This window comes from Pseudomonas poae, from assembly GCF_001439785.1.
GTDB classification, from domain to species: Bacteria; Pseudomonadota; Gammaproteobacteria; order Pseudomonadales; family Pseudomonadaceae; genus Aquipseudomonas; species Aquipseudomonas poae.
Map to the genome: position 1 here is coordinate 12,854 of NZ_JYLI01000021.1, position 20,087 is coordinate 32,940.

Consider the following 20,087-nt stretch of genomic DNA (forward strand, 5'->3'; position numbering starts at 1 on the left):
GCCTTTCGTTCTGCGCTGACCCAACCGGTTCGCCATTCCCTAGCCGCGCTACGCCTGGAGTATTCCTATGCTGACTTTCCTTGGCTTTGCCATGGTCATCACGTTCATGTTCCTGATCATGACCAAGCGCCTGTCCGCGCTGATCGCCTTGATCATCGTGCCGATCCTGTTCGCGCTGTTCGGCGGTTTCGCACCGAAGATCGGCCCGATGATGCTCGAAGGCATCACCAAGCTTGCGCCGACCGGCGTGATGCTGATGTTCGCCATTCTCTACTTTGCCCTGATGATCGACTCCGGCCTGTTCGACCCGGCCGTGCGCAAGATCCTCAAGATGGTCAAGGGCGACCCGCTCAAAGTGTCGGTCGGCACCGCCGTGCTGGCTCTGGTTGTGTCGCTCGACGGTGACGGCGCCACCACCTACATGATCTGCGTGGCGGCCATGCTGCCGCTGTACAAACGCATCGGCATGAGCCCGCGGATCATGGCCGGCTTGATCATCCTCGCCGGTGGCGTGATGAACATGACCCCCTGGGGTGGCCCGACCGCCCGTGCGGCCAGTGCGCTGCATGTAGACCCATCCGACATCTTCGTGCCCATGATTCCGGCCATGGCTGCCGGTGTAGTCGCAATCCTCGTGATCGCTTACATGTACGGCAAACGCGAACGTGCGCGCCTGGGTGAGCTGCACCTGCAGGGCGACGACATCGATCACAGCGACATCAGCGTGTCGCAATTCCCGGACGCCCGCCGTCCCAAGCTGATCTGGTTCAACGGCGCGCTGACCCTGGGCCTGATGTGCACACTCATCGCCGGCCTGTTGCCGCTGCCGGTGCTGTTCATGGTGGCGTTCAGTATCGCCATGATCGTCAATTACCCGTGCCTGCAACAACAGAAAGACCGCGTCGCCGCACACGCCGGCAGCGTACTGGCGGTGGTCGGGCTGATCTTCGCCGCCGGTATCTTCACCGGCATCCTGTCAGGCACCGGCATGGTCGACGCCATGTCCAAAAGCCTGCTGGCCGTGATCCCGGAAGCTCTGGGCCCATACCTGGCGGTAATCACCGCACTGGTGAGCATGCCGTTCACGTTCTTCATGTCCAACGATGCGTTCTACTACGGCGTACTGCCGGTACTTGCCGAAGCCGCCAGCCACTACGGCATCACCGCCGTGGAGATGGCCCGCGCCTCGATCGTCGGCCAACCGGTGCACTTGCTCAGCCCGCTGGTGCCGTCGACGTACCTGCTGGTGGCCTTGGCCGGTATCGAATTCGGCGATCACCAGCGCTTTACCCTGAAGTGGGCAGTGCTGGTATGCCTGTGCATAATGGTCGCCGCATTGCTGATGGGGATTTTTCCGCTGTTCAGCACTCTATAATCCTACCGACTCACTCACCGCGCGGCGCTGCAGCTTGCGCGGTTTAACATTTGCTCAAAGGAATACACATGGAATGGCTGACCAATCCGGAAATCTGGATTGCCTTCTTCACCCTGACGGCCCTCGAGATCGTCCTGGGCATCGATAACATCATCATGATTTCGATCCTGGTCAGCCGCATGCCCAAGCACATGCAGGCGCGCACCCGGATCTTCGGCCTGGCCCTGGCGATGGTCACGCGCATCCTGTTGCTGCTGTCGATCACCTGGGTCATGCGACTCACGGCTGACCTGTTCGTGGTGTTCGGCCAAGGCATTTCCGGTCGCGACCTGATCCTGTTCTTCGGTGGCCTGTTCCTGCTGTGGAAAAGCTCCCAGGAGATGTACCACGCCCTGGAAGGTGAAGACGAATCCCACGACGAACCCGGCGGCAAGGGTGGCAAGTTCATCTACACCATCATCCAGATCGCGATCATCGACATCGTGTTCTCCCTGGACTCGGTGATCACCGCCGTCGGCATGGTGTCCCATGTGCCGGTGATGGTCGCGGCCATTGTGGTCGCGGTGCTGGTGATGATGCTGGCAGCCGGCACCATCAGCGCGTTCATCGACAAACATCCGTCGCTGAAGATGCTGGCGCTGTCGTTCCTGCTGGTGGTGGGTACCGTGCTGATCGCCGAATCCTTCGACGTGCACGTGCCAAAAGGCTACGTCTACTTCGCCATGGCGTTCTCGCTGGCGGTGGAAGCGGTCAACATCAAGATGCGTACCGCCATCGCGAAAAAGAAGAAACAGCAGGATCCGGTGAAACTGCGCAAGGATGTTCCGGGTCAATAACCCGGAACGTCGCGCACCACAAACGGCCTGCAGGAGCGAGCTTGCTCGCTCCTGCATATGACAGTTTTGTTTCAATCCTCACTTTAGCTATGCGATGCTGGCGCGCAGCCCATTCGCCAACTACAGCTTAAGTACAAGACGTAGAACGGCACGCGGCAACTTTCCTTCGCTCCTCATGGAGCACACCCACACGGGGGGCCGAGCATGCTGACCTTGCTCAATCTGCTTTCCGCCGTGACCCTGCTTATCTGGGGCACGCACATCGTCCGTACCGGCATTCTGCGGGTCTACGGTTCCAATTTGCGCCAGGTCATCGGGCAGAACATGTCCAGGCGCTGGCTGGCCTTCGTTGCCGGTATCCTGGTAACAGCCATGGTGCAAAGCAGCAACGCCACCGCGATGCTGGTGACATCCTTTGTCGGCCAAGGCCTCATGGGGCTGGTGCCTGCACTGGCGACCATGCTCGGTGCCGACGTCGGTACGGCGTTGATGGCGCGGGTGCTGACCTTCGACCTGTCCTGGCTGTCACCGCTGCTGATTTTCCTCGGCGTTATCTTCTTCCTTTCGCGCAAACAGACGCGTGCCGGTCAAATGGGCCGCGTGAGCATCGGCCTAGGCCTGATCATCCTCGCCCTGCAATTGATCGTCGAAGCTGCCGGGCCGATCACCCATGCTCAGGGCGTCAAAGTGATCTTCGCCTCGCTCACTGGCGACATCCTGCTCGACGCCCTGATCGGCGCGCTGTTCGCGATGATTTCCTACTCCAGCCTGGCCGCCGTGCTGCTCACCGCCACCCTGGCCGGTGCGGGTGTGATCGGCCTGCACGTGGCCATCGGCCTGGTGATCGGCGCCAATATCGGCAGCGGCATACTGGCCTTCCTCAGCACCAGCATGCAAAACGCCGCCGGGCGCCAGGTAGCGCTGGGCAGCCTGCTCTACAAACTGATCGGCCTGCTGCTGATCATCCCGGTGCTCGACCCGCTGGTGCTGTGGATGGACAGCCTGGACTACAGCGCCCAGGGCATGGTCATCACCTTTCACCTGCTCTACAACGTCAGCCGCTGCCTGATCCTGCTACCCACCATCGGCCCGATGGCGCGACTGTGCGAGTGGCTGCTGCCGGAGCGCGAAGAGGTCAACGGCAAGGCCAAGCCGCGCCATCTGGACGCTGCCGCCCTCGCCACACCGAGCCTGGCCCTGGCCAACGCCGCGCGGGAAACCCTGCGCCTGGGTGACCTGATCGACAACATGCTGATGGCCATGCAGGAAGTGCTACGCGGCAAGCAAACCGCCATCACCCAGGAAATGCGCAGCCTCAGCGACGACGTCGAGGCACTGTACAGCGCGATCAAGCTTTACCTCGCGCAAATGCCCCGCGAAGACCTGGGCGAACACGACAGCCGCCGCTGGGCCGAAATCATCGAACTGTCGATCAACCTGAAGCTGGCCGGCGACCTGATCGAGCGCATGCTGCGCAAGGTGCAGCAGCAGAAGACCTCGCAGCGCCGCCAGTTTTCCGAAGTCGGCCTGGAGGAGCTTTCGGGCCTGCACAGCCAGTTGATCGCCAATCTGCGCCTGGGGCTGTCGGTGTTTCTGAGTGCCGACCCGGAGAGCGCACGCCAATTACTGCGCGAAAAACGTCGCTTCCGCGCCCAGGAGCGCCGCCTGGCCCACGCCCACGTCAGCCGACTGCAGCACAAGGTCGTACAGAGCCTGGAGACCAGCTCCCTGCACCTGGAGCTGATTGCCGACATGAAGCGTCTCAACTCGCTGTTTTGCAGCAGCGCCTATGTCGTGCTGGAAACGTCCGACACCGGCGCACTCTCCGCCGACGATATTGCCGACATCACGCATTCACCCTGAACGGATGGTGGCCTGTGAAGTCAGTTAAAGCTGACCTCACTCGCCAGGAAGCTTGTTATGCGTCGCCTGTTGTTCGCTTGTCTGCTCATGGGTTCTGCCCATGCCTTTGCTTTTGACCGTTTGCAAGTCGAGGGCTACACCTTGCCCAACGGCCTGCAAGTGCTGCTCAAGCCAGGCACCGAGCGCGGGCATGTGGCGATCCGCATGGTGGTCGGCGTGGGCCTGGATGACTTCAGTTGTGAGCAAAAAGAGCTGCCGCACCTGCTCGAACACCTGCTGTTCAGCGGCATCGACGGCGGCGGCGAAGGTGATCTCGAAGACCGCATGCAAGCCCTGGGCGGTGAGTGGAACGCCTACACCAGCAACGCCGACACCACCTTCGTGATCGAGGCCCCGGCGCAAAACCAGCGCAAGGTGCTCGACCTGCTGCTGGCCATCCTTACCCGTACCGAACTGACCGACGCCAATATCAGTGCCGCCAAGCGCGTCGTCGAGCGCGAGGACGGCGGTCATTACTCGCACCTGCAGCGCCTGCTCGACCGCCAGGACCTGGGCCACACCGCCAGCAATCAATTGGCTGTCGAGCTGGGCCTCAAGTGCGCCGAACGCGCCGAGGTCGGTCAACTCACGCGCGACCAATTGGAGGCGCTGCGCAAAAACTGGTACGCCCCCAACAACATGACCCTGATCATCGTCGGCGACCTCGACAAACTGCTGCCGGCCTACCTGGAGCGCACCTACGGCGAACTCGATCCAGTCGAGCCGACCGACCACCTGGCCCTGCCCGAAATCCAGCACACCGCAGCCCACCATCGCGACCTGATGCACGGCTGGGTCGGTGACGGCGCCAAGCTGCATTGGCTGTTTCCCGAACCGATGCTGGACGATCAGCATGACCAAACCTACGACCTGCTCAAGGATTACCTGGACTGGGCGTTGTACCGCGAACTGCGCCTCAGGCACGGTTTGTCCTACGGCCCCTGGAGCGAGCGCGAAGTACTCGGTGGCGTTGGCTTCCTCAGCCTGAATGCCGATCTTGAACGCGAAGACCTCCCCGAGGCCGAACAGGTGCTGCACGACCTCACCGCCAGGTTACTCAAGGACGGCCTCGACCCGGCCACCTTCGCCCGCCTGAAGCAGGCTGCCATCGCTCGCCAGGCCTGGGCCGTGCAGGGCAACAGCGCCCTGGCCGACTATTATTGGGCCGCGTCCGGCGAGTACGCCAACGGGCGCTTCAGCGACCCGGTCAAGCGCATCAAGGCGGTCAGCCTGGAGCAGACCAACCAGGCCATGCGCCGGGTGCTCAAGCAACCGGGCTACTGGCGCATTGAAAAACCGCTGCTCAGCTACGACGCCCTGAACTGGATCGGTGCCGGCATGCTTGGGCTGATCGCAATTGTGTTGATCGGCGTACGCAGTTATCGCAAACGGATCGCGCAGTGAGCCACCGCACACGCGCACCGAAACGCTATCCTGTCCTGGACCTTTTCCTACACCTACTGCGAATCGCCGAATGCCAAACCTGAGTCACGTAATCCAGCGCATCCTCGAACTGATGAAGCGCTACCCAGGGGTGATCGCACTCGGCGGCTTCATCTCGGGTGTGGGTAGCTTCATTCTGGTGGACCGCCAGCAGGGCATGGCCAGTTGGATCGCGGTGATCATGCTGGTGAGCTGGTTGTGGCTGATGCTGGAAAACAGTTTTACCCAACTGTTCGCCAAGCTGTTCAAGCGGGAAATTCCCGAGCCCCTGTTGCGCTATGCCACCCAGATGATCCATCAGGAAAGCCTGTTTTTCGTGCTGCCGTTTTTCTTCGTCACCACCGCCTGGAACAGCGGCCAGTCAGTGTTCACCGGCCTGCTCGGTGCGGCGGCGCTGGTGTCGATCATCGACCCGCTGTATTACAAATGGCTGGCACCCAAGCGTTCGCTGTTCCTGGCTCTGCACACCCTGACACTGTTTGCCGCACTGCTGACCGCGCTGCCGATCATCCTGCACCTGACCACCGCCGAGAGTTACAAGCTGGCGCTTGGCGTGGCCATGGCGCTGTCGATTCCAAGCCTGGCGTTGAGCCTGCCGCTGCGCAGCCTCAAGGGCTGGGCGATGCTGCTGGGGGTCACGGCCGCCATCGGCTGCGCCGGCTGGTTCCTGCGCAGTTGGGTGCCGCCCGCCACGTTGTGGATGACCGAAGTGGCCATCAGCACGCAGATGCAGGATCGCACACCAGGCGACGACCTCAAGGAGGTCAACGCCGCCCAGTTGCGCAGCGGCGGGTTGTACGCCTACACCGCCATCAATGCGCCGCGCGGGCTGGATGAGCGGATCTACCATGTGTGGAAATTCAACGGCAAAGAGGTCGACCGCATCGCCCTCGATATCCACGGCGGGCGCAAGGAAGGCTACCGCGCCTGGACTCACAAACAGAACTTCCCCGGCGACGCAGCAGGGCGCTGGCAGGTGCAGGTGCTCACCGAAGATGGGCAAGTGATCGGCGTGCTGCGCTTCAAAGTGACGGACACAGCACAAACGGACAATCCCACGTAAGCGGTGGAGAAATCCCCCGATAGCGATTTCAGCCTCAGCCAAAAAACCAGTAGCACACCGAAATCGCCGCAACCACACCAGCAAACTCTGCCAGCAACGCACACCCAACGGCATGCCTTGCCCGCTGGATCCCGACCGACCCAAAGTACACCGCCAACACGTAAAACGTGGTCTCGGTGCTGCCTTGAACCGTCGCCGCCACCAACGCGGGAAAGCTGTCCACGCCCTGAGTCTGCATGGTCTCGATCAGCATCGCCCGTGCCGCGCTGCCAGAGAACGGTTTGACCATCGCGGTTGGCAGGGCATCGACAAACCGCGTGTCCATGCCGGTCCACGCCACCAGATGACGGATGCCTTCCAGGCCGAAGTCCAGCGCCCCGGAAGCACGCAATACGCCGACCGCGCAGAGCATCGCCACCAGGTAGGGCAGCAGGTTTTTCGCCACATCGAAGCCTTCCTTGGCCCCTTCGACAAACGCCTCGTACACCTTGACCTTGCGCAGCGCGCCGATCAGCAAAAACAGCATGATCAAGCCAAACAGCGTCAGGTTGCCAAGGATCGACGACAACCCGGCCAGCGCAGTGGCGGACAGGGTCGCCAGCAACGCCATGAAACCACCCAGCACCAGCGCACCGGGGATCAGGTAGGCCAGCACCACCGGGTCCCACAACCGCAGGCGTTGCATCACCGCCACCGACAGCAGGCCCACCAGGGTCGAGGCGCTGGTGGCCAGCAGGATCGGCAGGAACACCAGTGTCGGGTCAGCGGCGCCTTGCTGGGCGCGGTACATGAAGATAGTCACCGGCAACAGCGTCAGCGACGAGGCGTTGAGCACCAGGAACAGGATCTGCGCGTTACTGGCGGTGTTGGGGATGGGATTGAGTTCCTGCAGCGCCTTCATGGCCTTCAGGCCAATGGGCGTCGCGGCGTTGTCCAGGCCCAGGCCGTTGGCGGCGAAGTTGAGGGTAATCAGGCCGATGGCCGGGTGGCCGGCCGGCACTTCGGGCATCAGTCGGCGAAACAGCGGCCCGAGGGCCTTGGCCAGCCAGTCGACGATCCCGGCTTTTTCAGCGATGCGCAAAAAGCCCAGCCATAACGTCAGGGTGCCGAACAGCAGCACCATGACCTCCACCGACAATTTGGCCATGGCGAAAATGCTTTCGACCATCGCCGCGAAAATCCCGGCGTTACCGCCCACCAGCCATTGCGCCAGTGCTGACACCATTGCCACGACAAAGAAGCCAAGCCACAGGCCATTGAGCATCAGTTGAATCCCCCCGAAAGATGGGGCGAATGATAGCGGGGCTGACAGAAACGACAAACCCCGGAATGTTCCGGGGTTTGTTTCAGCACCTGAGTGCAATCAGCCGCGAGTGGCCTGGGCGGTCGGCACCGCAGTCCGGGTGCGCCAGTGCGGCAGCGAGTTCCAGTAGCGCTCGCCCTTGGCATCGTCGTACATGCCTTCCCAGCGAGAGATCACCAGCACGGCCAGGGCGTTGCCGATCACGTTGAGCGCAGTGCGCGCCATGTCCATGATGCGATCGACGCCAGCGATGAAGGCCAGGCCTTCCAGCGGAATGCCCACACTGCCCAGGGTAGCCAGCAACACCACGAAGGACACGCCCGGCACGCCGGCAATCCCTTTGGAGGTGACCATCAGGGTCAGCACCAGCATCAGTTGCTGGCCGATCGACAGGTCGATGCCGTACAGCTGGGCGATAAAGAGGGCGGCAATGCTCTGGTACAGGGTCGAGCCGTCGAGGTTGAACGAGTAACCGGTCGGCACCACAAAGCTGCAGATCGCCTTCGGCGCGCCGTAAGCTTCCATCTTCTCGATCACGCGCGGCAGCACGGTCTCGGAACTGGCGGTGGAGTAGGCCAGTACCAGTTCATCCTTGAAGATGCGCATCAGCTTGAGCACCGAAAAGCCGAACAGGCGGGCGATCAGGCCCAACACCACAAAGGCGAAGAACAGGATGGCGACGTAAACCAGGATCACCAGCTTGGCCAGCGGCAGCAGGGAGGCGAAGCCGAAGTTGGCGACGGTCACTGCGATCAGCGCGAAGACCCCGATGGGGGCGTACTTCATGATCATGTGCGTGACTTTGAACATGCTCTCGGACACGCCCTGGAACATGGTCACCAGCGGCTCGCGCAACTCCGGCTTGAGACTCGACAAGCCGAGGCCGAAGAGTACCGAGAAGAAAATGATCGGCAGCATCTCGCCGCGGGCGACGGCGGCAAAGATGTTCGAGGGGATCAGGTTGAGGATGGTCTGGATGAACGCGTGTTCATGCTGCACCTCAGCGGCAGTCGCCTGGTACTTGGAAATATCGACGGTGCCCAGGGTGCTCATGTCGATGCCCGCACCCGGATGGAACAGGTTGGCCAGCAACAGGCCGACCACGATGGCGATAGTGGTGACAATTTCGAAGTAAAGGATGGTTTTGACACCAATTCGACCCAGTTTTTTCGCGTCACCAACACCAGCGATGCCGACGATCAGCGAGGAAATCACAATCGGGATGACGATCATCTTGATCAGGCGAATAAAGATATCGCCTGCCGGCTGCAAGACATTGCTGATCCACCAGGCCTTTTCAGCACTGAAATGGTTGAGCACCGCACCGATTGCAATCCCCAGCACCAGACCGATGAGGATCTGCCAGGCGAGGCTTAGTTTTGCCTTCTTCATGTCATTACCCTTACTTCACGTGAACTTAAGGCAAATGCGCCAGCCGCAACGCTCGAGAGCGAAAAAGTGTGTGCACCAGCCTCCGTCGAAAGTTACCGCCGCATGGCCGAAATGGCTTACTGGCAGGCGAAAAAAGCCGCAACTATTCCCATGCAAGGGAGCAACGTCTAATGCCGTAAACGCCTACCCTATGCAGAATCGGCATGGCTTTTTGGGGGAATAACTGTCTGAGTGGTCAGCTCGATTACGCCAATCTGAACGGCAAATAGGCCGTGAACCTGCCATTACAGGCTTGCTCAGAGCGTCAGACGCGTGCTGGGTGGCTGGCACGGCCTCTCGAAAATTAACGGAGCTCGCGTCAGAAATACCCGATGGCGCAGACAAAACTTTCTCGATAGATGGTCGCGAAGACACAACCGGCAATGGTTGATGACGAGCGAAAACGAAATGTTCGGCTAAGGCCGACATGGGACGCCGCCATCAGAGCAGTGAGCCCGTCGCAAGTTCAACAAGCTTGAGGACCTGTGAACTTGCGCCGCAGCTTTTCGCCTGACCCGGCCCTTGCGCAGGCACTCCCTGTACCCGTAGGTCACGCCGATCTCGATTGATCAGAGCAACCCGGCCCCCTGGCCATGCATCGCCCTTGGCGAGCGATGCAGACATAAAGAAGCGACGGGCCTCTTTCTATGGACGCCGGCCCCGCAGACGCTGGACGCGTCATACGGAACCTAGTACCAATTCGGATCTTTCTTGAGCTGTTCCATCAACAGCTTTTGCATGCCTTCGTCCGGCTTACCGATAAATCGGTAATCGGCGTGCCGCGTCGGCGATTTGTCCTTCGGCAAACCGGCCGGGACTTGCACCAACAGGGCGTAGGCATCTTCCTTGTCGAAGCTGACGGCGACGATCAGACGCTTGTTCAGGCAAGTGTCTGCGGTCTCGCAGAGCGGCCCCATCAAGTACTTGTCGCCATCTTCCTCAACAGCAGTCATCTGCTGTTCGGCCGAGCCGGACAGGTTCATCACCCATTCCGGCAAGCGCTCTTCTTTCTTCACCACGTCTCGCCAGGTTTCACGGTACTGCGGGTCCGCACTGAGCAATTCGTTGGCTCGGGTCTGACCATCATTGGCGGCCATCGCCAAACCGCTGCCGCCCAATAAAAGGGCGACAGTAATGGCTTTAAAAGAAAGAGTGGTCATCTTCAGCCTCGGCCTTTACGACCAAAGAAGAACGAAGCGATGAACATCACCAGGAAGACAACGAACAGGATCTTGGCGATACCCGTGGCGGTGCCGGCGATGCCACCGAAGCCCAGGACTGCAGCCACAATGGCGATGATCAGAAACGTGATTGCCCAACTCAACATGGTGATTCTCCTTACGCTTTCATAGGGGGTAACAGCTGTAGTGCAGTGCGGTCGCTCAATACAGCGCCCGATTTATTGCCTAGAACACCCAACGCTCTTGTACCGGCAGCTCGTCCAGGGTGTTGTCCTGGTCGACCACGCGCAATTGCGGGGCAGTCACATCGGCAGCCGCGCTGGCGATGGAACGAAAATGGTTTTGCGTCATGGCTGGACGGTCGAATTGGGGCATTTGCTGCTGACTCTGCTGCCAGTGCTGCAGCTGCTGGCCGCCAATCAACGTGACCATGAGGGCCAGGCTGGCGAACAAACCCTGTTGCAGGCGCAGTGGCGATACACGCAGTTGGCTGAGGCTTTGGCGAGTCATGCTGCATTTCTCCCGCATTCTGATTATTCGTTCATGACGTTCTTGGGAGATGTATTGCAGAGCGCATGCCAGCTTTTTTTCAAAATAAATATCAATAAAATCAATAAGTTATAATTACATCCAATACAAACGCCCCAGCATCCTGCACGATGCCCGCCTGTAGGCCGTGCGAAATGCACGATGGCCAGTGGTCGGGTCAAGGGATAGAACCTGTCGCATCGCTTGCCGAATTGGCACCAAGGGCTAAAAAGGGCGTGCTGTAGGAAGGTGCGCAGATAGCTGCGCGAAGTCGCCTTTTATGAATCAGAATAAACCATGCAACTTGCCCGATTATTCCGGGACTAATCACCATCATTATTTAAAGTTAAGGAGCGCGGGACAGATGGAATCAGCCAAGGAACTTCAAGGCCGCATTCTTTTAGTGGATGACGAATCCGCGATCCTCCGCACCTTCCGTTACTGCCTGGAGGACGAAGGCTACACCGTAGCTACCGCCAACAGCGCCGCCCAGGCCGATGCCTTGATGCAGCGCCAAGTGTTCGACCTGTGTTTCCTCGACCTGCGCCTGGGCGAAGACAATGGTCTGGATGTGCTCGCCCAGATGCGTATTCAGGCGCCGTGGATGCGCGTGGTGATCGTCACTGCGCATTCGGCCGTCGACACCGCCGTGGATGCAATCCAGGCCGGCGCGGCCGATTACCTGGTCAAGCCGTGCAGCCCGGACCAATTGCGTCTGGCCACCGCCAAGCAGCTGGAAGTGCGCCAGCTATCCGCGCGCCTGGAAGCGCTGGAAGGCGAAGTACGCAAACCCAAGGACGGCCTCGACTCCCACAGCCCGGCGATGATGGTGGTGCTCGAAACCGCACGCCAGGTGGCCGGTACCGACGCCAACATCCTCATACTGGGCGAGTCTGGCACCGGTAAAGGTGAGCTGGCGCGGGCCATTCATGGCTGGAGCAAGCGCACCAAAAAATCCTGCGTCACCATCAACTGCCCGTCGCTCACGGCGGAATTGATGGAGAGCGAGTTGTTCGGCCACAGCCGCGGTGCCTTCACCGGGGCCAGCGAGAGCACACTGGGTCGGGTCAACCAGGCAGACGGCGGCACGCTGTTTCTCGACGAAATCGGCGATTTTCCCCTCACTCTGCAGCCCAAGTTGCTGCGTTTCATCCAGGACAAGGAATACGAACGTGTGGGCGATCCGGTTACCCGCCGTGCCGATGTGCGTATCCTCGCGGCCACCAACCTGAACCTGGAAGACATGGTGCGCGACGGCCGCTTCCGTGAAGACCTGCTTTACCGCCTCAACGTGATCACCTTGCACCTGCCGCCGCTGCGCGAGCGCAGTGAAGATATCCTGACCCTGGCGGACCGCTTCCTGGCGCGCTTCGTCAAGGACTACGCCCGACCGGCGCGAGGTTTCAGCGACCAGGCCCGCGAAGCGCTGCTCAACTACCGCTGGCCTGGCAATATCCGCGAACTGCGCAACGTCGTGGAGCGCGCGAGCATCATTTGCCCCCAGGAAAAAGTCGAGATCAGCCACTTGGGCATGGCGGAGCAACCGACCAACAATGCGCCGCGCATCGGTGCCGCGCTGAGCCTGGATGAGTTGGAAAAAGCCCACATCGGCGCCGTGCTGGCCACCAGCGACACGCTGGATCAGGCGGCCCGTACCCTCGGTATCGACGCCTCGACCCTGTACCGCAAACGCAAACAGTACAACCTGTGAGCTGTACCTTATGAAGCTTGCGATGAAACTGCGCACTCGGTTATTCCTGAGCATTTCCGCACTGATCACCGTGGCCCTGTTGGGCTTGGTGCTGGGGCTGGTCAGCGTGATGCAAATGGCAAAAAGCCAGGAATCCCTGATCCGCAACAACTTCATCACCCTGGACCTGGGGCTCAAGCTGCGCCAGAGTCTGGGGGACCAGTTGATCCTGATGCTGGAGGAGCAACCGGATTCCAAGGCCCTGGAAACGGCCAAGCAACAGTATTTTGCGTTGCTGGACGAAGGCATCGCCCATGAAAAGCGCGATGGACGAATCAACGGTTTCAGCCAGGCGCGCGTCGACTACCTGGATTTTCTCAAAGCCTTCGACGAAGCCCAGCGTTCGCCACTGGCGAACAAAAAAAATCAGAAACTGACCGAGAGCTTCAATGCCCTGCGCAACGGCCTGATCACCGAACACAAACAAGCCCTGGAAAACATCAACACCAGCGAACACAAATCGCGCAGCCGTGCCTTGTTGATCGCCGCAGCCCTGGGGGTGGTTGGGCTTGCCGTGCTGATTATCGGCTTCATCACCGCCCATGGCATCGCAAGGCGCTTTGGCGGACCGATCGAAGCCCTGGCCAAGGCGGCCGACAGGATCGGCCAAGGTGATTTCGAGGTGACGCTGCCGATCTCCTCAGCGGCGGAAATGAACCAGCTGACGCGGCGCTTCGGCATCATGGCCGAGGCGCTGCGCCAGCATCAGGCAACCAATGTCGACGAACTCCTGGCCGGCCAGCAGCGCCTGCAAGCGGTGCTCGACAGCATCGACGACGGCCTGCTGATGATCGATCGCCAGGGCCGCCTGGAGCACCTCAATCCCGTGGCGCAGCGTCAGTTGGGCTGGGATGAGGAGCGCCTCGGGCAAGGTTTGGGTGAAGCGCTGATGCGTCCGGAACTGGACGAACAACTGCAACTGGTGCTGCGCGGTGGCAACCTGGAGCGGGCGCCGGAAGATCTGGAAGTGGAAGTCGAAGGCGAATTGCGCCTGCTGACCTACAGCCTGACACCCGTAAGCCACACCCAGGGGCATATCCTCGGCGCGGTGATGGTGCTGCATGACGTCACCGAGCAGCGTGCCTTCGAGCGGGTGCGCAGCGAGTTCGTCTTGCGCGCCTCCCATGAGCTGCGCACGCCAGTGACCGGCATGCACATGGCGTTTGGTCTTTTTCGCGAGCGCGCGAAGTTTCCGTCGGAGTCGCGGGAAGCGGACCTGCTGGATACGGTCAACGAAGAAATGCAGCGCCTGATGCAGTTGATCAACGACCTGCTCAACTTCTCGCGCTACCAGAACGGCCTGCAGAAACTCACGCTGGGGCCGTGCGACGTGACGGATTTGCTTGAGCATGCGCGCGCCCGCTTTGCCGAGACGGCAAATGCGCAACATATTGAATTGCTGGTGGAGGCCCAGGCTGACGTGCCACGGCTATACGCCGATCAGGCGCAACTGGAACGAGTGCTCGACAACCTCTTGGCCAACGCACTGCGTCATACCGCCGAAGGCGGGCAAATCCACCTGCAGGCGCGACGCCATGGCGAGCGGGTGATCGTCAGCGTCGAGGACAATGGCGAAGGCATCGCCTACGGCCAGCAAGGACGCATCTTCGAACCCTTTGTGCAGGTGGGGCGCAAAAAAGGCGGTGCCGGCCTGGGGCTGGCGCTGTGCAAGGAAATCGTGCAATTGCACGGCGGCCGCATGGGCGTGTATTCACGGCCGGGGCAGGGCACGCAGTTTTATATGGCGTTGCCCCTGTAGTTCGCAGGCTCTATCGGGAGCGAACCCTGTGGCGAGCAGGCTTGCCCAAATGCCTTCCAGTTAAGCGCAGATTCCCTGTGGCGAGCAGGCTTGTCCTGCGTTGGGCTGCGCAGCAGCCCCAAAACCAGGCGCTGAGCCGTATCAGGTACACCGCGTTTTGCTGGATTGGGGGCGCTTCGCACCCCAACGCGGGGCAAGCCTGCTCGCCACAAAGCCCGCTTGCCACAAGGCCCGCTCACCATAAAGGTTGCTCTCCACAGGCCTGCCCGGGGTTTAGCGTTGGTTCAGGGCACTCAGGATCGCCGCGCTTTCGGCGTCCGGCGTACCGTCGAACAGCGAGGCACGGAAGTGCATCTGGAATGCCGAAATCACATGCCGCGTGGCCACGTCCAGCTCGCCGGTCTGTGGCGTCGGGTAGCCCAACTTCGCCAACTCTTCCTGGAACCAGGTGATGCTCGGCAGCTGCGTGGCGTACTGCTGCTGGAAGCGGGCAACCGCCTTGGCATCGGGCCACAGGCCCAGGCCTTCGTTGGCCAGACGCTTCCAGGGGAACAAGGGACCAGGGTCGAGTTTGCGCAGCGGCGCGATGTCGCTGTGACCGATGATGTTCTTGGGATCGATGCCGTTGCGCTTGCTGATGTCCTTGAGCAGCACCACCAGGGATTTCACCTGAGCCTCCGAATAGGGGTACCACAGGCGACCGGTCGGAGTGTCCTTGTACCCGGGGTTGACGATTTCGATGCCGATGGAGCTGGAGTTGAGCCAGGTGCGACCCGCCCACTCGCTTTCACCGGCATGCCAGGCGCGCTGGCTCTCATCCACCAGCTTGTAGATGGTGGCGCTGGCGTCGTCGCCGATCAGGTAATGGCTGCTGACCTGGCCGTGGGTGAGCAGGGCCAGCGAGCGTTCAAGGTTGGTCGAGGTGTAATGGACGATCACGAACTGCACGCGATTGTCGTGGTTGACCGAAGGATGGTTGGTGTCGAGGCGCGGACCGCTGGAGCAGCCGGCGAGCAGAACAAGCAGGAAGGCGAAGTACAGGGTTTTCATGGCGGGAGACGTCACGCTGAAGACGGTAATGCAACAGTGTAACGTAACGTGTGTGATGCAGCGCTCAAATTACAAAATGGAACATCTTTATGCCGCCTGCACCTGATTACGCCCCGCAGCCTTGGCTCGGTACAACGCTTCGTCGGCGCGTTTGAGCGCCAGATCGCTGCGCTCGCCCGGCTGGAACTGCGCCACGCCCATGGACAGGGTGATCGTCACTGGCTCGCCCTTGAAGTGGAAGGGGCAGGCCTCGATGGCCGATCGCAACACTTCGCCCACCGCCAGCGCCTGGGTGAGTGAGGTGTCGGGCATCAGCAACACAAATTCTTCGCCGCCAAAGCGCGCAATAAAGTCGCGGCCATGCAGGTGCTTGCGCAGCACGTTGGCGATGATCTTCAACACTTTGTCGCCGGCCAGATGGCCGTAGCCGTCGTTAACGCGCTTGAAGTGGTCCAGGTCCAGCATCGCCAGGGACAGGCTGTTGCCCTGCTGATGCCAGGCGTTGACCTCGTGGTCCAGGCGCTCGCTCCACGCCGCGCGGTTGGGCAGGCGGGTCAGCGGGTCAATCAGGGCCTTCTGGCGCTGCACTTCCATGTGTTCGCGATAGCCCAGGGCTTCCTGTTCCATGTTAGCGACGCGTTCGGCCAGCCCCTGTAGCCGCGCCGCCATTTCTTCCTCGCGCTGGTCCCGCTGCTGGCGGTGTTCGTCCATGGTGCCGAGCAAGCCTTCGATATGGCTTTCCAATACCTGCTTGAGGCTGTCCAGATCGGCCGCGTCCTGCACGCTGCTTTGCAGGCCGTCGACCTGTTCACGTATCTGCGTGTCCAACTGGCGGGCAGCGGAGCGGCTGTCAAGATGATCATCGCTGGCCACCTGCAGGTGGCCCTGGAACGCTTCAAGACGCTCGTTGAGGTGCTTGAGATACGCTTCGAACTCATGCTGGCCGCTGTCGGTGACCGCCAGCATCAGCACCGCCAAGTCATCGAGGATCGGCAGCAGCTCGTACCAGTTCAAGCCATTGGCCAGGCGCTCGCGCATGGCTTCGGCCTGGGGCCGGTGGCGCTCGGGCAGGCTCAGGTCTTCCAGCAGGCCGAGCAAGGTGCTTTCGATGTGCCGGGCCACGGAGCTATAGGTAGGCTCCGGCGAGTCGGGCAGGGCATAACCGCTTTCTGCGAGCTGCTCGTCGGCTTCATCGTTTTCAAGAACGGGTGGCAGCGACAGGCTGCCGATGCTGGTCTCATCGGGTGTCTCAACCGGCACTTCGGGGGTTTCGATAAAGGCCGCAAGTGCGCTTTCTTCGCGCGGCTGTTCGGTTTGAGGTTCGGGTTCAGGATCAACGGTGGGTTCAGCGACGGCGCTTTCTGCAACCGCCGCTTCGACCTTCGGTTGTACGTTGACATCAACCGGAGGCGCCGCCGCCAGCTTTTGCGGCGTCGGCGAGACCTGGGGTAGCGGTTCGGATGACGCAGCGGCCTGCTCTTCAGTGACAGGCTCGGGGGTGGCCGGTGTTGGCGCTGGCTTTGCCGCAGGCTCATCGGCCACCGTCTCGGGAGCGACCTCCCTGGCGCTCCCGAACAAGCGTTGCAACAAACCTGGACCAGGCCGTGGGGTTTCGCCGTCAGCTTCCAGGTTATTCAACGCCTGCCCTTGCAGGCTGCTCAATTCGCTGAGCAGCAACGGAATCTCACGCGCCTGCCCCACACGACTGTCCAGTTGCTTGGCGAAAGCTTTGAGCGGACGCGCTACCTCGCGCGGTAGTGGCAATTGCTGCAACTGCGCGACCAGAGCGGTGAGCGCGGTGCTGATCTGGTCAACCCGGGTTTCGCGGCGCTGTTCTGAATCGAGTACGGCTTTTTCCAGGCGCGGCAGCAAGGCGGCGAGGGCAGCGTCCATGTCGTCGGTGCGCACCACATCGCGCATTTCCTTCATGCATTGGTCGACGGCGCGGTCGGTACCTTCAGCGGCCAGCGTGCTGCGCACCAGGCCGCGCCGCAGCAGGTCGAGGCGGGCAGCCCAACGACGTTCGAGCTTGTCTTGCTGCTCGATACTTAACAGGTATTTTTCTTTCCAACGCTCGGCATCGTCGCTCATGCAAGGGGTCCGCGAGGGCTGGTGCTCAACGCGGGCAATGCATCAACCGTGAGCGAACCCGGCAGACGAATCTCTACCGCGACGGGCAGGTGATCGGAAATGGGCTGCGCCAGCACCTGCACACTTTCCAGCGTGAGGGTCGGGCTGAGCAGGATATGGTCCAGGCAGCGCTGCGGGCGCCAGCTGGGGAACGTCGCCTCGACCTGCGGCGCCAGCAGCCCGAGGTCACGCAACGGTGAATTGAGCAGCAGGTCGTTGGCGTGGGTATTCATGTCCCCCATCAACACCTGGTGCTTATAGTTGCCGATCAGCTCGCGCACGTAGGCCAGCTGCAGATTCCGCGTTCGCCCGCCGAGGGCGAGGTGCATCATCACCACTACCAGGGCTTCCGGGCCTTCGCCAAACCGCACAAGGATTGCGCCACGCCCCTTAGGGCCTGGTAACGGGTGATCCTCAATGGCCGTTGGCTTCAGGCGGCTGAGCACGCCATTGCTGTGCTGCGCCAGACGCCCGAGGTTGCGATTGAGTTGCTGATACCAGTAGGGAAAGCCACCGAGCTGGGCCAGGTGTTCCACCTGATTGATATAGCCCGAGCGCATGCTGCCGCCGTCGGCCTCCTGCAACGCGACCAGATCAAAGTCGTTGAGCAGGGTGCCGATTTTCTGCAGGTTGCCGGTACGTCCCTTGTGGGGCAGCAAGTGCTGCCAGCCACGAGTGAGGTAGTGCCGATACTTCTCGGTACTGTTGCCCACCTGGATATTGAAGCTGAGCAGGCGCAGCCGGCTGTCCGCTGGCAGGCCCGTTGATTCCAGGTGATGTTCATTGACCCGCGGTTCGTGCAGGCCAATGCCACGTTCGGTTCCCCAGCGGCGCATGACGAGCCCCTTACTTGGCTGCACGCTCTTTGGCGATCAACTGGTCGGCGACATTGAGGGTCGCTTCAGGACCACCAGCAGTGCCCAGGTCGAAACGGTATTTGCCGTTGACGATCATGGTAGGCACGCCTTGCACGCCGTACTTCTGCGCGAGCTCCTTGGCCTGCTTGATCTGGCCCTGGATGGCGAAGGAGTTGAAGGTGGCGAGGAATTTGTCCTTGTCGACACCCTGGGTGGCAACGAAGTCAGCCATTTCGTCCGGCTTGGTCAGGCGCTTGCCTTCTTTCTGGATCGCGTTGAATACGGCGTTGTGCACCTTGTGCTCGACACCCATGGCTTCTAGAGTCAGGAACAGCTGACCGTGGGCATCCCAAGGGCCGCCGAACATGGCGGGGATGCGTTTGAAGTTCACGTCTTTGGGCAGTTTCTCAACCCACGGGTTGATGGTCGGTTCAAACTGGTAGCAATGCGGGCAGCCATACCAGAACAGCTCCACCACCTCAATCTTGCCTGGCACCGAAACCGGCACCGGGTTGGCCAGCTCTACGTAGGTTTTACCGGCTTCAAGCGACACATCGGCAGCCTGAGCGGTCATGCCGAAAAGACTGGCCGTGACGAGAGCGGCGCTGAGGATCAGATTACGCATGCTTTACTCCTGGACAAATAAAGTCGCCTCACGCGACCCTTTGTTGTGACAGGTCTACGCGGACATGAGTTCGTTAGTGTAACGGCAGCGGCCACAAAAAAGGGCGGCCTGGGCCACCCTTTTTATGCTTGCATCGCGCGATTAATCGAGTGTTAACGTCGTAGCCCGTCAGTGCAGACCCTGGATGTAGCTGGAGAGGGCCGCAATGTCCTCATCGCTGAGCTTGCGGGCGATGGTGCGCATGGTCATCGCATCGCCATCGTTGGCCCGGCCTGCGTCTTCCTTGCGAAAATCAGCCAGCTGTTTGGCGATGTACTGCGCGTACTGACCGCTCAGGTGCGGGAAACCGGCAGCGGCATTGCCTGTGCCATCGGGCGCGTGGCAACCGGTGCAGGCCGGCAGGCCCTTGCTCAGGTCACCGCCACGGAACAGCTTTTCGCCACGGGCGACCAGCTTGGGGTCAGCGGCGCCCACGCTGCCTTTCTGGCCGGCAAAGTACGCCGCGAGGTCGGCGATGTCCTGGTCACTGGAGTTGGCCAGCAGGCCGGTCATTTCCAGCACCGTGCGCTTGCCGTCCTTGATATCGTGCATCTGCTTGGCCAGGTAGCGCTCACCCTGACCTGCCAGCTTGGGAAAGTTTGGCACCGGGCTGTTGCCATCGATCCCGTGGCAAGCACCGCATACAGCGGATTTTGCCTTGCCTGCGGCAGCGTCACCCGCCGCATGGGCAACGCCGGTGATGCCCAGGGTCAACAGCAGACTCACGATCAGTTTGTTCATCAGCCAATCCAATTATTCATCCAACGGCGACCACAGGTTTTAAACGTTATCCACCGGTTTACTCATCATCAAGG

The 20,087-nt window shown here is 61.0% G+C and carries 17 protein-coding genes; 7 read left to right on the forward strand and 10 right to left on the reverse strand.

Translation table 11 applies throughout. From position 1 onward, the window contains the following. The first annotated feature begins 67 nt into the window (after positions 1-67). The 5 genes from TU75_RS21225 to TU75_RS21245 all read left to right on the forward strand — a co-directional run bounded on the left by TU75_RS21225 (position 68) and on the right by TU75_RS21245 (position 6,619). Positions 68-1,375, forward strand: a complete 1,308-nt coding sequence (locus TU75_RS21225; protein WP_003233770.1) for a CitMHS family transporter — start codon at positions 68-70, stop codon at positions 1,373-1,375. A gap of 68 nt (positions 1,376-1,443) precedes the next feature. Then, positions 1,444-2,211: a TerC family protein gene (locus tag TU75_RS21230; RefSeq protein ID WP_003233768.1), complete on the forward strand. Its 768-nt coding sequence runs from the start codon at positions 1,444-1,446 to the stop codon at positions 2,209-2,211. 204 nt (positions 2,212-2,415) lie between these two features. Continuing rightward, positions 2,416-4,074 carry a Na/Pi cotransporter family protein gene (locus TU75_RS21235; RefSeq protein ID WP_003233766.1) on the forward strand — a complete coding sequence of 553 codons (1,659 nt, stop codon included), beginning with the start codon at positions 2,416-2,418 and terminating at the stop codon, positions 4,072-4,074. A gap of 57 nt (positions 4,075-4,131) precedes the next feature. Next, positions 4,132-5,517, forward strand: coding sequence for a M16 family metallopeptidase (locus TU75_RS21240; protein WP_060550029.1), 1,386 nt, complete (start codon positions 4,132-4,134; stop codon positions 5,515-5,517). 70 nt (positions 5,518-5,587) lie between these two features. Continuing rightward, positions 5,588-6,619: a DUF5924 family protein gene (locus tag TU75_RS21245; RefSeq protein WP_015373421.1), complete on the forward strand. Its 1,032-nt coding sequence runs from the start codon at positions 5,588-5,590 to the stop codon at positions 6,617-6,619. 34 nt (positions 6,620-6,653) lie between these two features. On the opposite strand, the gene TU75_RS21250 is transcribed toward TU75_RS21245, so the two are convergent. The 5 genes from TU75_RS21250 to TU75_RS21265 all read right to left on the reverse strand — a co-directional run bounded on the left by TU75_RS21250 (position 6,654) and on the right by TU75_RS21265 (position 11,044). After that, positions 6,654-7,883 carry a nucleoside recognition domain-containing protein gene (locus TU75_RS21250; protein WP_015373420.1) on the reverse strand — a complete coding sequence of 410 codons (1,230 nt, stop codon included), beginning with the start codon at positions 7,881-7,883 and terminating at the stop codon, positions 6,654-6,656. A gap of 99 nt (positions 7,884-7,982) precedes the next feature. Then, positions 7,983-9,314 carry a glutamate/aspartate:proton symporter GltP gene (gene gltP / locus TU75_RS21255; protein WP_003233758.1) on the reverse strand — a complete coding sequence of 444 codons (1,332 nt, stop codon included), beginning with the start codon at positions 9,312-9,314 and terminating at the stop codon, positions 7,983-7,985. A 728-nt stretch (positions 9,315-10,042) separates the two neighbouring features. Further along, a complete protein-coding gene (locus TU75_RS21260; RefSeq protein ID WP_060550030.1) occupies positions 10,043-10,513 on the reverse strand; it encodes an inhibitor of vertebrate lysozyme family protein in 471 nt (156 codons plus the stop codon). A gap of 2 nt (positions 10,514-10,515) precedes the next feature. Continuing rightward, positions 10,516-10,680: a DUF1328 domain-containing protein gene (locus tag TU75_RS27010; protein WP_003187386.1), complete on the reverse strand. Its 165-nt coding sequence runs from the start codon at positions 10,678-10,680 to the stop codon at positions 10,516-10,518. Positions 10,681-10,759: 79 nt separating this feature from the next. Beyond that, positions 10,760-11,044: a hypothetical protein gene (locus TU75_RS21265; protein ID WP_003233754.1), complete on the reverse strand. Its 285-nt coding sequence runs from the start codon at positions 11,042-11,044 to the stop codon at positions 10,760-10,762. A 382-nt stretch (positions 11,045-11,426) separates the two neighbouring features. Between TU75_RS21265 and algB the strand changes: the two genes are divergently transcribed. Continuing rightward, on the forward strand, positions 11,427-12,773 hold the full coding sequence (algB, locus tag TU75_RS21270) for a sigma-54-dependent response regulator transcription factor AlgB (RefSeq protein WP_003233753.1): 1,347 nt from the start codon (positions 11,427-11,429) through the stop codon (positions 12,771-12,773). Between the two features lie 10 nt (positions 12,774-12,783). After that, the gene (locus tag TU75_RS21275; RefSeq protein ID WP_060550031.1) at positions 12,784-14,571 is read left to right on the forward strand and encodes a KinB sensor domain-containing domain; all 1,788 of its coding nucleotides are present in this window, start codon (positions 12,784-12,786) and stop codon (positions 14,569-14,571) included. Between the two features lie 273 nt (positions 14,572-14,844). Here the strand turns inward: TU75_RS21275 and TU75_RS21280 are convergent, their stop codons facing one another. The 5 genes from TU75_RS21280 to TU75_RS21300 all read right to left on the reverse strand — a co-directional run bounded on the left by TU75_RS21280 (position 14,845) and on the right by TU75_RS21300 (position 20,013). After that, on the reverse strand, positions 14,845-15,621 hold the full coding sequence (locus TU75_RS21280; RefSeq protein WP_003233748.1) for an N-acetylmuramoyl-L-alanine amidase: 777 nt from the start codon (positions 15,619-15,621) through the stop codon (positions 14,845-14,847). Positions 15,622-15,708: 87 nt separating this feature from the next. Further along, the gene (locus TU75_RS21285) at positions 15,709-17,712 is read right to left on the reverse strand and encodes a GGDEF domain-containing protein (protein ID WP_060550032.1); all 2,004 of its coding nucleotides are present in this window, start codon (positions 17,710-17,712) and stop codon (positions 15,709-15,711) included. Next, the gene (locus tag TU75_RS21290) at positions 17,709-18,587 is read right to left on the reverse strand and encodes an endonuclease/exonuclease/phosphatase family protein (RefSeq protein WP_003233744.1); all 879 of its coding nucleotides are present in this window, start codon (positions 18,585-18,587) and stop codon (positions 17,709-17,711) included. The genes TU75_RS21285 and TU75_RS21290 overlap by 4 nt, the downstream gene beginning before the upstream one ends. A gap of 10 nt (positions 18,588-18,597) precedes the next feature. After that, the gene (dsbA, locus tag TU75_RS21295) at positions 18,598-19,233 is read right to left on the reverse strand and encodes a thiol:disulfide interchange protein DsbA (protein WP_060550033.1); all 636 of its coding nucleotides are present in this window, start codon (positions 19,231-19,233) and stop codon (positions 18,598-18,600) included. Between the two features lie 168 nt (positions 19,234-19,401). Further along, positions 19,402-20,013 (reverse strand): c-type cytochrome, encoded by a 612-nt coding sequence (locus TU75_RS21300; RefSeq protein ID WP_003233740.1) that lies wholly within the window; start codon positions 20,011-20,013, stop codon positions 19,402-19,404. Positions 20,014-20,087: the final 74 nt, after the last annotated feature.

Excerpts from the sequence above, each read along its gene's own strand:
- TU75_RS21225 (WP_003233770.1), top strand. The coding sequence starts at position 68 with ATGCTGACTTTCCTTGGCTTTGCCATGGTCATCACGTTCATGTTCCTG.
- TU75_RS21230 (WP_003233768.1), top strand. The coding sequence starts at position 1,444 with ATGGAATGGCTGACCAATCCGGAAATCTGGATTGCCTTCTTCACCCTG.
- TU75_RS21235 (WP_003233766.1), top strand. The coding sequence starts at position 2,416 with ATGCTGACCTTGCTCAATCTGCTTTCCGCCGTGACCCTGCTTATCTGG.
- TU75_RS21240 (WP_060550029.1), top strand. The coding sequence starts at position 4,132 with ATGCGTCGCCTGTTGTTCGCTTGTCTGCTCATGGGTTCTGCCCATGCC.
- TU75_RS21245 (WP_015373421.1), top strand. The coding sequence starts at position 5,588 with ATGCCAAACCTGAGTCACGTAATCCAGCGCATCCTCGAACTGATGAAG.
- TU75_RS21250 (WP_015373420.1), bottom strand. The coding sequence starts at position 7,883 with ATGCTCAATGGCCTGTGGCTTGGCTTCTTTGTCGTGGCAATGGTGTCA.
- gltP (WP_003233758.1), bottom strand. The coding sequence starts at position 9,314 with ATGAAGAAGGCAAAACTAAGCCTCGCCTGGCAGATCCTCATCGGTCTG.
- TU75_RS21260 (WP_060550030.1), bottom strand. The coding sequence starts at position 10,513 with ATGACCACTCTTTCTTTTAAAGCCATTACTGTCGCCCTTTTATTGGGC.
- TU75_RS27010 (WP_003187386.1), bottom strand. The coding sequence starts at position 10,680 with ATGTTGAGTTGGGCAATCACGTTTCTGATCATCGCCATTGTGGCTGCA.
- TU75_RS21265 (WP_003233754.1), bottom strand. The coding sequence starts at position 11,044 with ATGACTCGCCAAAGCCTCAGCCAACTGCGTGTATCGCCACTGCGCCTG.
- algB (WP_003233753.1), top strand. The coding sequence starts at position 11,427 with ATGGAATCAGCCAAGGAACTTCAAGGCCGCATTCTTTTAGTGGATGAC.
- TU75_RS21275 (WP_060550031.1), top strand. The coding sequence starts at position 12,784 with ATGAAGCTTGCGATGAAACTGCGCACTCGGTTATTCCTGAGCATTTCC.
- TU75_RS21280 (WP_003233748.1), bottom strand. The coding sequence starts at position 15,621 with ATGAAAACCCTGTACTTCGCCTTCCTGCTTGTTCTGCTCGCCGGCTGC.
- TU75_RS21285 (WP_060550032.1), bottom strand. The coding sequence starts at position 17,712 with ATGAGCGACGATGCCGAGCGTTGGAAAGAAAAATACCTGTTAAGTATC.
- TU75_RS21290 (WP_003233744.1), bottom strand. The coding sequence starts at position 18,587 with ATGCGCCGCTGGGGAACCGAACGTGGCATTGGCCTGCACGAACCGCGG.
- dsbA (WP_060550033.1), bottom strand. The coding sequence starts at position 19,233 with ATGCGTAATCTGATCCTCAGCGCCGCTCTCGTCACGGCCAGTCTTTTC.
- TU75_RS21300 (WP_003233740.1), bottom strand. The coding sequence starts at position 20,013 with ATGAACAAACTGATCGTGAGTCTGCTGTTGACCCTGGGCATCACCGGC.